This window comes from Streptomyces sp. NBC_00224 (assembly GCF_041435195.1).
GTDB lineage: Bacteria > Actinomycetota > Actinomycetes > Streptomycetales > Streptomycetaceae > Streptomyces.
The window spans coordinates 1,758,085-1,770,557 of record NZ_CP108106.1 but is presented as its reverse complement, the minus strand read 5'-3'; the positions used below and the strand labels follow the sequence as shown (position 1 = coordinate 1,770,557).

General features: G+C 72.7%; 8 protein-coding genes. 4 read left to right on the top strand and 4 right to left on the bottom strand.

Going from position 1 to position 12,473, the window contains the following annotated elements; all coding sequences use genetic code 11:
• Nucleotides 1-69: 69 nt before the first annotated feature.
• Nucleotides 70-1,365 carry a PAS domain S-box protein gene (locus OG965_RS07845; protein WP_371650552.1) on the bottom strand — a complete coding sequence of 432 codons (1,296 nt, stop codon included), beginning with the start codon at nt 1,363-1,365 and terminating at the stop codon, nt 70-72.
• Nucleotides 1,366-1,765: 400 nt separating this feature from the next.
• Between OG965_RS07845 and OG965_RS07840 the strand changes: the two genes are divergently transcribed.
• From OG965_RS07840 to OG965_RS07830, 3 genes are read left to right on the top strand one after another with little or no spacing between them, the layout of a single operon-like run.
• The gene (locus OG965_RS07840; protein ID WP_371650549.1) at nt 1,766-3,154 is read left to right on the top strand and encodes an acetyl-CoA carboxylase biotin carboxylase subunit family protein; all 1,389 of its coding nucleotides are present in this window, start codon (nt 1,766-1,768) and stop codon (nt 3,152-3,154) included.
• Nucleotides 3,151-5,184, top strand: a complete 2,034-nt coding sequence (locus OG965_RS07835; protein WP_371650547.1) for a PEP/pyruvate-binding domain-containing protein — start codon at nt 3,151-3,153, stop codon at nt 5,182-5,184. Before OG965_RS07840 ends, OG965_RS07835 begins: the two co-directional genes overlap by 4 nt.
• Nucleotides 5,181-6,596 (top strand): MFS transporter, encoded by a 1,416-nt coding sequence (locus OG965_RS07830; RefSeq protein ID WP_371650545.1) that lies wholly within the window; start codon nt 5,181-5,183, stop codon nt 6,594-6,596. Before OG965_RS07835 ends, OG965_RS07830 begins: the two co-directional genes overlap by 4 nt.
• 18 nt (nt 6,597-6,614) lie before the next feature.
• Here OG965_RS07830 and OG965_RS07825 read toward each other — a convergent pair whose 3' ends face one another.
• The 3 genes from OG965_RS07825 to OG965_RS07815 form a co-directional block, all read right to left on the bottom strand.
• On the bottom strand, nt 6,615-7,253 hold the full coding sequence (locus OG965_RS07825) for a hypothetical protein (RefSeq protein WP_371650543.1): 639 nt from the start codon (nt 7,251-7,253) through the stop codon (nt 6,615-6,617).
• Between the two features lie 155 nt (nt 7,254-7,408).
• Nucleotides 7,409-9,292 (bottom strand): ATP-binding cassette domain-containing protein, encoded by a 1,884-nt coding sequence (locus OG965_RS07820; RefSeq protein ID WP_371650541.1) that lies wholly within the window; start codon nt 9,290-9,292, stop codon nt 7,409-7,411.
• 297 nt (nt 9,293-9,589) lie between these two features.
• Nucleotides 9,590-10,891, bottom strand: a complete 1,302-nt coding sequence (locus tag OG965_RS07815) for a DUF6777 domain-containing protein (RefSeq protein ID WP_371650539.1) — start codon at nt 10,889-10,891, stop codon at nt 9,590-9,592.
• 354 nt (nt 10,892-11,245) lie between these two features.
• Here OG965_RS07815 and OG965_RS07810 point away from each other — a divergent pair, with 354 nt between their 5' ends.
• Nucleotides 11,246-12,469, top strand: a complete 1,224-nt coding sequence (locus tag OG965_RS07810; RefSeq protein ID WP_371656880.1) for a streptophobe family protein — start codon at nt 11,246-11,248, stop codon at nt 12,467-12,469.
• Nucleotides 12,470-12,473: the final 4 nt, after the last annotated feature.

Here is a 12,473-nt window from a genome sequence, read left to right as displayed (position 1 = left end):
CAGCGCCTTCCGGCCCCGCCAGGACCGGACCGCGCTGCCCGGCCCCAGTGGCGGGCCCGCCCTTGCCCGTCAGGCCGTGCTGAGTGGATGGGCCGCCGTGGTGGAGCGCGGGGGCCAGGTGCGGGGGGCGAGGATGCCGAGTACGTAGGCGCGGGCGACCAGGGCGGGGCGGGTCGCGGCGCCCAGGAGTTCTCGCAGGCGGCTGAGGTGGTAGTCGACCGTCTGCCGGGACAGCTTCAGCGAGGTGGCGATGTCGCCGTTGCTGCTGCCCGCCGCCAGGAGGGAGAGGATGCGGATCTGCGCTGCGGTGAGTGACGGGTGGGCCTCGTGGGCGAGGCTCTGGTGGGTGACGATGGCCCAGACGTGCCGGGCGCGGGCGGCGGAATGGCCGACCGTCGTCAGATGGAGCTGTGCGCGGCGCTGCCGCCCCTGGGCGTCGACGAGTATCGCGGAGGTCTCCACTCGTCTGGTGCGGCGTGCTATCAGGCCGTTCCACCTGCGGTGCAGCCGGTCGAGGCCGGGCCCGGGGGCGAGCAGGGTGTGCGCGCGGCGGCCGACCAGGTCGGGCAGGCTGAGCTGGAACAGCTCGGCGGCGGCGGCGCTCGCCTCGACCACGCGTCCGTTCGCCGACAGCAGTGCGCAGGGCAGACCGCTGTGGTCGCGCAGGGCCTGCAGGCTGTCCTCGGCCTCCTGCCACTGGACCATGGCGCGGAGTTGATCCGTGATGTCCACGTAGATCCCGGCGACGCAGGTCCGCGCGTTCTCCCGGACGGGGAACCGGTGGCCCACCGCCTGGCCCGCGCTGCCGTCCGGGCGCCGGTAGTCGAGGGTGTGGCGCACCGGCGTCCCCCGGGTGAGGATCTCCTGGTCGAGGGCGCGGAACTGGACGGCTTCGGCGGGGGCGTCCAAGTCCTCGATGTACTTGCCGACGAGTTCGTCCGGAACGGTGCCGTAGAGGTGCGCGTAGGCGTGGTTGGCCCACAGGTAGCGGCCCTCGCGGTCCCGGATGAAGGCGGCGGCCGGGGCGAGGTCCACTAGGCCCGCGAAGGCGGCGTACCGGCGCGGGGTCTCGGGGTGGGCGTCGACCTCCACGGCGAGGCCGCGCGTACGGCTGTGGGCGCGGCTCTCGTCCAGGGGCCAGCTCACGTCGAAGGTGCGGCCGTCGAACCGGGCCTGCCAGCGGCCCTCCTCCGGCGGGTGCCCCGGGGCCGAGAGCTCCTGCCGCATCCGGTCGAGGAAGCGCTGCGCCGTGCCCGTGTCGGCGAACGCGCCGCCTCCCCTCTCCAGTACCTGCCACGGCTCGTCGACCTCCCACCAGAACACGGGAAGGTGTTCCAGCAGTGCCTTGAGACTGGAATCGTCCACAGCGGTCTCTCCGTCCGTATACAACTGGCTGACGCACAGTCACAACGCGATGGGTATCCCGTCCCGATCCCGCGCATGCTCGGTTCTCGGCCGAAGTGGGGGCCGGCCCGCGAGCCCTCACGGAACTCTCCCGGTGCCCCAACACGGCCTGCGACTCAGGCATTTGCCTGAACGTCAGGCGCCCCGGTGGTGTTTCGGGCGCCTGCTGAGTGGTCTCCTTGAGTGTGCGGGTGAACACGCCCCGACACATACGCCGGGACATTCCCCCGCACCCGACGCGCATCGCTGATCCGTACGACGGCACATACGGCGACACGTACGACACGTACGACACGTACGGCGGCACGTACCAACCGCGTACCAACCACGTACCAACACGGACGAATGGAGACGAACTTCAGTGAGCAAGGTGCTGTTAGTGCATGCCAAGGGTGGTCCGCCGCTCGGTCACGTCCTGTCCAGGACGGCCGCGAGGGCGGAAGTGCACCTGCTGGCGCTCAGCGCTCTTCCTCCCGCCGTGGCAGGCTCCGCCCGGAGACTGTGCGCCTCGGTCGTGACGCCCGCCGACGCGCAGCGCTCCGACCTGGTGGCCCTCATCGTCTCGCGGGCCGAGGCTGTTGGCGCGGACGCGGTGCTCACCTTCTCCGAGTACGCGGTCGTGGCCGTCGCCGAGGCGTGCGAGGCGCTCGGTCTCGCGGGGGCCGGCAGCGCCTCGGCGCTCGCCCGTGACAAGCGGCTGATGCGGCGCACCTGGCAGGAACACGGCCTGCCGCAGCCCGAGTTCCGTGCCGTCGCCACGGAAGCGGACCTGCGCGAGGCGGCCGGTGCCCTGCCCTACCCGATGCTCCTCAAGGCGGCCTGGAGCGCGGGCTCCACCGCGCATCAGATCATCCGCTCCCCGCACGAGGTGTCCGCCGCCTGGCGTCGCTCGCGTGAAGTCATGGCCGAATCGGCTCAGTTGGGGTACGCGGAGCTTCATGTGGCGGAGGCGAACGCGGACTTCGTGGTCGAGCGGATCGTGACCGGCGCCGTGTCGGACTGGTTCGACGAGCCCGGCTGGGGCGACTACGTCAGTGTCGAGGGCGTCGTGGCGGACGGCACCTTCCGCCCGGTCTGCATCAGCGGCCGGATGCCCACGGTCGAGCCGTTCACCGAGCGCGCGGGCATCACCCCCGCCCTGCTGTCCCCAGGCGCCCAGGACCGCGTGGTGGCGCTCGCGCGGGAGGCCGTCGACGCCCTCGGCCTGCGCGACTGCGGGACGCACACCGAGATCAAGCTCGGCGCGGACGGCGACATGTGGCTGATCGAGACGGCTGCCCGGTTCGGCGGCGCGATGACGGTGCCGCAGATCGAGGAGGTCTTCGGGCTCGACCTCGTCGGCATGCTCGTCGACCACCTGCTCGGGCGCCCGGTCGAGTGGCCCGAGCAGGCCCTCACCCCGGCGCAGGCGCGCGGCGCGGCCGGCTCCCTCGTCGTCCTCGCGGTCGACGGTGAGGGCGAGGCCTGGCGGGACCGCAAGGTCTGGGACTTCCCGGCCGTCGCCAAGGACGTGCCGCTCAGCCGGGGCAGCGAGCTGTCGGTGGTCGCGGAGAGTTCGCTCGCCGACGGCACCGTCGTGCCGGTGTACGACCCGGCCGCGGGCGCCAACACCATGGCGGCCCTGTGCCTGCTCTCCGCCGCCGACCCGCGGACGGTGCTCCGCGACTTCGAGACGCTGGTCGACGCCCTGCCGCGGGTGCTGCCCGCCGCGCGGCCCTCCGTCATACGGCCCGAGGAGGTCTCCGCATGACCGCCCAGCTGTTCACCGGCGCTGCCGAACCGGACACCGACCGTACGGTCGTCGGCGAGAACCTCTCCCTGCCGCTCTTCCGCACGCTCTCCGGGGTCCTGGCCGGCCACCCCTACCTCAAGGTCGTCGTCGACCGCGCCGAGAACACCTGGCACCTGCTCGACACGGCCGCGCACCCCTTCCACGTCAACTACATCGCCACCCGCGTCCTGGGCATGGAACTCGCCGAGCTGGACGCGGACCTGGACGCGTTCAACGCCTCCGTCTACATGGACCCCGGGCGTCGCTTCCTGCTCGGTGTGCTGTCCCTGCACACCGGCGAGGGCGCGGAGGGCCGCGAGCGCACCTTCCTCGTCCTGGAGACGACCGAGGCCGACACCATGCACGGCGAACTCCTTGAATTCTTCTACGAGTTCGTACGGGTACGCGTCGACGGCAGGCTCCCGTTGCTGCTCAAGCCCGCCAACCACGGGCAGGAGGAGGAGCTGGCGGCGATCAGCGAACTGCGCGTGCCGCGCATCCTGAGCCACGAGCTGTTCGGCTCCAGGACCCGGACGCCGCTGAACCCCGGCGAGGCCACCGGGCGGCTGCGGTTCTTCCGTACGAACGAGGAGTACGCCGAGTATGCAGCCGCGGAGGCCGGGCTCGGCTGGGCGGACATCGTGGCCATGCCGTGTCTGCCGGACGATGTGCCCCGGGTGGCCGGATTCCTCAACACCGCGCCGATCACCCCGCTTTCGCACACCAACGTCCTGGCCTCCGGCTGGGGGATACCCAACGCGATCGTGCTCGATCTGGAGGAGCTCGTCGAGCGGGGCGGCCTGGACGGAGCTTGGGTCCGCTACCGGGTGCGCGAGGACGAGATCTCCCTGGAGCGGCTGGACCAGGAACCGGTCCTGCGGGCTCCGGCCTGGCACCAGCAGCGCATCCGCCTCGAACCGCCGCTGCTCGAAAACGCCCCCGTGCTGGCCCTGCACCGGCTGCGCAGCGCCGACCGCGACCGGTACGGCACCAAGGCGGCCAACCTCGGCGAACTGCACCACGTACTCGACAGCCGTACGGCCGACCTGACCGCCTTCTACGGGCGGCCCCGCCCGCCGCGCGACGACCTCTACGGGCACCTCGCCGCCCGGCTCGGCCTCAGTGCGCCCTCCGTGGCCGAACTCCGCGCCGGGGCGGCCGACTTCGTGGCCAGAACGGTCGGCGCCCCGGAGGGAATCGCGCTCCCCTTCGCGCTCCAGCAGCACTTCCTCGCCTCGTCGCCCGCCCTCCAGCAGGGCATCGGCAAGCTCAAGATGGCACTCGAACTCGACGCCACCGACGTCCTGGACCCGCTCTGTCTGCAACTCCAGCAGCTGATCCGGCACACTCCCGTCCCCGAGTCCGTCACCCGGCAGATCAGCCAGGCGTTCCCCGCCCCGGCTGCCGCGCTCGGACGCCTGGTGGTGCGCTCCTCGTCCAACGCCGAGGACCTCCCGGGCTTCTCCGCGGCGGGCGTCTACGACTCCGTCACCGCCGTCCACGGCACCGCCGAACTCCTCGACGCGGTACGCCAGGTGTGGGCCTCCCTGGTCTCGCCCCGCAGCGTACGACTGCGCCACCAGGTCGGGATCTCCCTCGACGACACCTACATGGGCGTGATCATCCAGGAGTACGTGCCCGCCTCACTCGGTGGCGTTCTGGTGACCTGCGACCCGACCCGCCGCGAGGACTTCCGCAATGTCTACCTCAACTGTTCCCCCGGCTCCCCGGAGCAGGTCGTCGACGGCTCGGTCCTGCCGCAGCAGTACCTGTACAACACGGTGGAGGGCGGCGGCCGCACTGTCGCCCTGGGCTCCTGGGGCGACGGGCTGCCCGCCGCCACCCGCGCCCGGCTCGCCGACCTGTCCCTGACCGGGCGGCTCCTGCAGTCCCACTTCAGCGGGTCGGACTTCGGCGGGGCCGATGTGGACAAGCCACTGGACATCGAGTGGCTGATGACCGAGCGGGGCGACTTCAGGCTGGTCCAGATCCGCCCGTACGCGCTGTGAGGCGGCCGCGCCCCGGAGAGCGGGCCGCCACCGGTCCGACGGCCACCGCCCGCCGGATCATCCGGCTCAACTACGGCTTCCAACTGCTGTTCAACCTGCTGTGGTGGATGCCGGTGTTCTACGCCTACCAGAAGGCGGCCGGGCTCTCGGACGGGCAGATCTTCGGCATCCAGAGCATCTACTACGTGGCCTTCTGCCTGTTCGAGATCCCGACCGGGCTGATCGCAGACCGGATCGGCGCCCGCAACTGCCTGCGGGCCGGGGCGGTGGTGATGACGGCGGCGAACCTGGCTCCCGTGGTCAGCGCCTCGTACACCGGCTTCCTCGTCCACTTCCTCGCCATCGCCGCGGGCCGTTCCCTCACCTCGGGAGCGGCGAGCGCCTATCTGTACGACGGGCTGCGGGCCGAGAAGTGCGACGAGCACTATCTGAAGGCGGAGGGCACCGCACGGGCCCTGGGGCTGGCGGCGAAGGTCGTGTGCTGGCCGCTGGTCGGGCCCTTGATGACCGTCGCCCACGCGGCTCCGTACGTACTCAGCGCCGCCAGCGCCGCGGGCTCCCTCGCGTGCGCCGTCGCGCTGCCCCGGCTCGCCGGGGCGGGCGGTGGTACGGGGGAGGCGGCCGACCGGGCGAACGGCGGGCGCAGGGGCGGTGCGTTCCTGCGGGACGCGGGCTCCGCGCTGCGCTGCGTCGCCTCTTCGCCGTGGCTGGCCCTGGTGATGGTGCAGGGCGTGGCGATCTTCACGCTGTCGCGGATCTGCCAGGTCAACCTCTTCCAGCCGATCCTCCTCGACCACGGCATCGGGGAGGCCTCGCACGGTGGGGTGATGGCGGCGATGACGGTCGCGGAGGCGGTGGCATCGGCACGCCCCCAGTGGCTGAGCCGCCGGCTGCCACCGGTGGCCTGGGTGTCGCTCCTCAGCCTCGCGCTCGCGGGCACCCTGGCGGCCATGACGTTCGGCGGGCCGTGGGCCGTCGTCGCGCTGCTCTGCCTGTTCGCCGCCGCGACCGGCTTCGCGTACCCCGTCCAGCGCAAGTTGGTGAACGACGCGATCCCCGCGAACGCCCCACGGGCCACGCTGCTCTCGGTCGAGAGCATCGTGGACCGCGCGGTGTGCGCACTGGCCGCGATCGCCGTCGGCGCGTATCTCTCCGCGGGGCGCCTGGACGCCCTGCTGTGGCACAGCGCGCTCGCGACCGCGGTGCTGCTAGGGGCCTTCCAACTGCTCCTGCGCAGCGGGGTGGTGGAGCGGGACCGCGCCGGGGCCGGGATACCGGCGGCGGACCCGGGGACGTCGGACCCGACCGCCCGCGCCGCCCCCGGGGCGGACGCGGACGGTCATGACACCGGCGACACGGCCCGGTTGACTGGAGGCGGAGGCGGAGGCCGCAGGCCGCGGTCGGACACATAGCCGCGGCGCGGGCGTCGGTCAGCGGGACCGGCGGCCGAGGAGTTCGACAAGTCCGGCCGGGAGGAACGCGGGCCGGTGGGGCTGTCCGACCTGGTACGGCACATAGCCCAGCGAGGCGGCGACCTTGATCTCCTCGGTCGTCTCCGCCTGGTAGACGAGTCGGCAGCGCCCCGAGTCGGCCTGCGCGCGCTGCCACAGGGCAGGTGCCGGTTTGCGTTCCGCCTCGGTACGCGGGGTGAGGATCCGGTCGCCGAAGTCCTGCCAGGCGAAGGGCGCGGAGCCCCGCCACGTGGCGTCGACCTCCTTCTTGAGCCTGGCGGCACGTTCGGCGTCGGTACTGCCCCAGGAGGGCGGAACGTTGGTGATCAGGCCGATTCGGATGTGGTGTTCGCGCAGGGTGCGCAGATAGGAGGCCGCGCCGGGCTGATAGCCGATGCTGCCGTCGGCGGCGGTGTGCACGAGGGTCTCGCCCAGGTCGAAGTACGCGACGGGGCAGGCGCGTTCGGTGTCCGTGCGCGCGACGGAGTCCTTACTCGTGCCGCCGCTCGCGCCCCCGGGCGCCGCGGCACTCACCGTGGTGCAGAGCACGGTCGACGCCAGGGCTGCGCCCAGCGCGAGGCCGGCCCGGCCCAAGCCCTTGGAGGGGGATCTGTTCATGGCGTCGTCGCCCTTCTCCTTGCGCACCGCGGACGATGCGTGAATGGCCTGTTCATGACATACAGGTGCCGCAGTCTCTCACGCGGCGGGCGCGCGGCGGCCGGGCCGCGCGCCCGTCAGCCCCTCTCCGTCAGGTCGTTCGAAAACCTCGTGGTCTACCGGTCCTGCGACAGCGCGTGCAATTCGCTGAACAGGCCCCCCGAGTGCAACAGGTCCTCGTATGTGCCCTGTTCGGTGATGCGGCCGTGTTCCATCACCACGATCCGGTCCGCCATACGGGTGTTCTCGATGCGGTGGGTGACCACGATCGTGATGCGGTCGCGGGCCATGTCCTTGAGGACCGTGAACATCCGGTGCTCGCCGCGCGCGTCCATCTCCGACGTCGGCTCGTCCAGGATCAGGACCGGTGGGCGGCGGTAGAGCGCGCGGGAGCAGGCGATGCGCTGCCACTGGCCGCCGGAGAGCTCGCTGCCGCCCCACAGTTCGCGCGCCAGCAGGGTGTCGAGGCCGTGCGGCAGGTCCTCCACCGCCGTGCGCATCCCGACCGCGTCCACGGAGTCCCAGACGGGCGCGTCGTGGTGGGTGCGCGGCTGGCCCAGGGTGACGTTCTCCCGTACGGCCAGCGGCCATTGGCCGAAGAACTGCGGGACCAGGCCGGTGCGGCGCCACACCGTCTCCGGGTCGGCGGCCGCCACGTCGACGCCGTCCCAGGTCACCCGGCCCTTGTCGGGCAGATAGAGGCCGGTGATCAGACGGGTGAGGGTGGATTTTCCCGAGCCGTTCTCGCCGACCACCGCGACGACCTCGCCCCGGCGCAGGGTGAGCGAGACCCGGTTCACGGCGGGCGCCGCCTTGTTGGGGTACTGGTAGACGACCTCGTCGAGGCGGATTTCCTCGGGTCGCGCGGGTGCGGCCAACTTGCCTCTCTTCGGGGCGCGTTCGGCGGCGAAGTCGAGGAACGTGCGCATGTCCGCCAGGTACAGGCTGGTGTGGAACATCGCCGCCCCGTACACGACGACCTGCGACAGGGCGCTCAGCGAGCTCTGCACCGCGACCACCGCCGTCGCCGCGACGCCCAGTTCGACCCGGCCGGATACGGCCAGCCAGGCCAGGGTGGCCCAGGTGGCGAGGAGGAAGGCGCCGCCGAGCACCGAGGTGGCCAGGGCGATCCGCAGCAGCCGGGGTGCCATCGCGAGGGTGCGGCGGTCGATGCGCTCGGACAGGGAGCGGTACCAGAACATCAGATAGCCGGTCATGCCGTTCGCCCGCACCTCGTCCGCGAGCTTGGGCGTCGTCGCCCACCAGCGCATCATCCCGCGCACATTGCGGTCGCCCACATTGGCGTAGTGCGTCTCGTAGTCGACCCGCGCCGACATCACGGCGCCCGCGCCCGCGGGCAGGACGGCGAGCACGAGCAGGGCGAGCATCAGCGGGTGCAGCACCGTGAGGACGCCCGCCGCGGCGGCCATGCGGATCACCGCCGCCATGAACTGCTGGGCGTCGCGCACCATCAAGTTGGTGCGCATCACGCCCATTTCGGCCGCCTCCTGGCGGTCCGCGAAGCCCTCCTCGCCGTACGCGGCCACCTCCACGCGGCACACCGCCTCGACCATGTCGGCGTCGGCCGCCGTCGTCAGCAGCGGGCTGATCCTGCCCTCCGCGTACGACGCGAGCGCGGACGTCAGGCGCGCGACGCCGACCGCGACGGCGATGACCACCAGCGCCGGCAACGCCGCGTCGATCCGGTCGGCCGCCCGGCCCTCGCCCAGGATCGGCGCCATGGCCCGGGAGGTGGCGCCGAGCAGCACCGCCGCCGCGAGCCCGATCACGATCTGGCAGACCAGCAGCAGGAGGACCGAGCCCCGGTCGATCCGCCACGCCATCCGGCAGGTCTGCCCCAGCACGGACGGCAGCCGCCCGCACATCTGCCGGAACGAGGCCCCGCCGAGCGGGTTCTTCCTGTAGTGCCCCGCGAACGTGATCTCGGTGGGCGGGGGCGGCGGCACCGGGGGTGCCGACGGTGTGGCTTCGCTGCTCATGCCCGCCTTCCCAGGTCCGCCTGATCGAACACCAGATGAACGTCTACGACGTGGGTACGGGCATCCATGGCGACTCCTCGGACGGCGGTTGCGGGACCTGACGTACGTACAACGCTGCTGATCAGCGCGACGTCACGGCCGAGCCGTCGAGAAAAAGTTCGACTGCCGAGGCGAAACGTTGTGGCGGCTGGACTGGGCGCCCGTGATCCGTAGTTCGAATCACCCGGGAGTGGACCGGCACTCTATAAGGGGATTGCCGGGCGCCCGCGACCTGCCCTATGAGGGCGGGTCCCCGGGTCAGTAACCGCCCGGTGCCGAGGGCGCGGTGCTCGTCGCCGGCGCGTACGGGGTCGAGGTCTCCGGCTGCGGCGCCGACGTTGCCGGGGCCTGCGAGGAAGAGGAAGGGGACTCGGACCGCGCGGACTCGCCGGTGGTGGGCGACGAGCTGTACGGCTCCGACTGCCCCGGCGGCGGGGTCTTCTTGTCGCCCGCGCCCGTGTCGCCCTTGGGGCGCGAGAACCACTCGTCGCGGTCCGGGTCGAACATGACGAACGTGTCGACCACATGGGTGGCGGGGGCGACGACGGCCACGTTCGACGGCCGGTACGCGGGCCACGCGTCACCCGTCGGTTTGGGCGTGCCCTGCTGGGCGACCGGCGGCATCAGCGGGTTCCCGCAGGCGCAGCGCACCCTCGGCACACCCCGGTCGTCCACGAGCACGGCCGTACCGGCCTGCAGAACGGCCTGATAGGAGCTCGCGGAACCGTTACGGAAGCCGTGGTTGGTCACCCGGGTGTCGACGCGGAGCTGTACGGGGGTGAGGGCGCGCAGATACGTGGGCACGGTGTCGGGGCCGATGCCCAGGACGGACGCGAACGCCTTGTTCTTCGCCGGGTCCGCCCCCAGCGCGCCGATCTGCTTCTCCACGTCGCAGCTCGCCTTGTTCCGCGTACCGCCGTAGAGGCCGGGGGCCGAACCGTCCACGCCGCGCGTCACATTGGCCGAGGCCGGCGCCGACGCGCTGGGCAGGGACGGCGGGGACGGGGGCGGGGAGCTGTGACGCGCGCTCGACGGGGTGAAGGGCTCCGGGCCGTCCTTGCCCGCCGCCTGGAGGAAGACCTCGCTGCCCGCGCCCTTCTTGCCGGACGAGCCGTCGGGGCGGGTGAAGACGAGGATGAGCGCCACGGCCGCCACGATCGCGCCGGTGGTGAGGGCGATACGGGGGGCCGAGCGCCACCACGGGCGGGCGGGGCCGCCGTCCTTGCCGGGGGTGGAGCCGTCGCCCGGGCCCTTGCCGGAGCCCTGGTCGCCGGGGCCACCGCCGGAGCCTCCGCCGGACCCGGAGGGTCCGCCTCCGCCGCCGGGGCCACCCGTACCCCCTGGGCCCGACGGCCCGCCGCCCTCGCCCGTACCGACCGCGATCGTCTCGTCGTGGCCGCCCCCGCTCCGGCCGCCGCCCTCGCTTCCGTCGCCCCGGCCCGTACCGCCCTTGCCGCCGCCGCTCGGCGGGCCCGTCGGCGGGCCGGGCTGCGAGGGGTCCGAGAGGGGGCCGGACGGGGGGCCGGTGGGGCGGCCGGACGGGGGAGGTTCGACGCTCACGAGCTCTTCTTCCCGGCGTTGGGGTCCCGCGGGGGTGCGGGGCACTCGGCCGAGGAGACCCGCGGAACCGTGTGCCCGCCGCGGCGCGGTGGGGAACGGCTGTGCGCGGGGCGGTCCGGCTCGTCCGTTTTGCGCGACGAGTCCGGTACGTCCTCGACCTGCCCATTGTGTGCCCGGGCCCCGGCGGCCCCGCAAGCTGACGCGGTCGGCCCCCCACGACGGGCGGACCGCCCCGGCGCTGCTTAGCGTGACAGCGTGAGCCAGGACAAACCCCCCGATTCGCCCGCGGGACCGCGACGCGCCCGCCACGGCTGGGTCGAGGCCCTCGTGGCGGTGCTGACCGGTCTGATCGCCATGGCCGTCGTCGCCGCTCTCGGGCTGCTCGCGGCCGGTGCGGCGGACCTGCCCGACAACGCCTTCCCCCAGGTCGTCGCGGCCGTCGTCGTCATGGCGGTCGGCGGCTCCGTCGACATCAAGGGCGACGCCGGTGTGATCGGCGAGACCAACGCCGATCTGGCCGTGCTCCCGCTCTCCGTCACGCTCGTCGGCGCGCTGCTCGTCGCCGTCGGGTTCCTGCGGCCGCTGCGGCACCGGGCCGTGGCGAGCGCCCGCGAACTGGCGGCCTGGGCCGCCCGGGTGGCCGTCCTGTGGCTGCTTGCGCTCCTCGGCCTCTCGTTCCTCGCCCGCAAGCAGTTCGCCATCGGGCTCGGGAACGGGGCCATCGGCGACGTCGGGGATCTGCTGGGCGCCTCGCCCAAAGTCGGGTTCGAGACCGATGTGCCGCTCACCCTGCTCTTCGGGCTGCTCTGGCTCGCCGGACTGCTCTTCCTCGCCCTGGTGGTCTCCCGCAAGGCCCCGCTGCCCGCCCGGCTGCTGCGTTTCCAGGAGTCGGTACGCCCGGCCGCCTTCGCGATGGTCGTGCTGCTGCTGGCGTATGTGGCGCTGGGCATCGTGGTGGGACTCGTCGTCGCGGTGGTCAAGGGACACACGGCCGAGACCTTCGCCGTGATCCTGCTCGGCCTGCCGAACCTCGTCTGGCTGGCCTTCACGCTCGGGCTCGGCGCCTCCTGGGAGGGCCGGGTGGACGGGCCGTTCGGGCTGCCCATGCCGCACGTACTGGACCAGGTGCTGCGTACGCCCGACCTCTCCACCCTCAATCTGAGCACTCTCGCGGACTACGACGGGCGGGTGTGGTGGCTGCTCGTGGTCGCCGCGGTGCTGGTGCCGGCCGCCGCGTTCGTCATGGCGGCCCGGTCACCCGCCCGGGTACGGGCGTGGCAGCACGCCCTGCACATGGCCCTCGCGCTCGCCCTCACCGTGCTGGCCGTCTCTCTGCTCGCCCGGATCTCCGCGCACTACGGGCTTTCGCTGCTCGGCATCGGAGACATCGGCGGCGGCCTCTCCGGCCAGGTGTCCCTCAAGCCGCGCCTGTGGACGGGGCTGGGCTTCGCCGTGCTGTGGGGGCTGGTCGCGGGCTTCCTCGGCAGTCTGCTCGCCCGGCGCGTGCGGCGGCGCGGGGAGGTGGAGCCGGAGGGGGACCGGGCGCCGGCCGAGAGTCCCGAAGGGCCGTCCGGCTGACCGG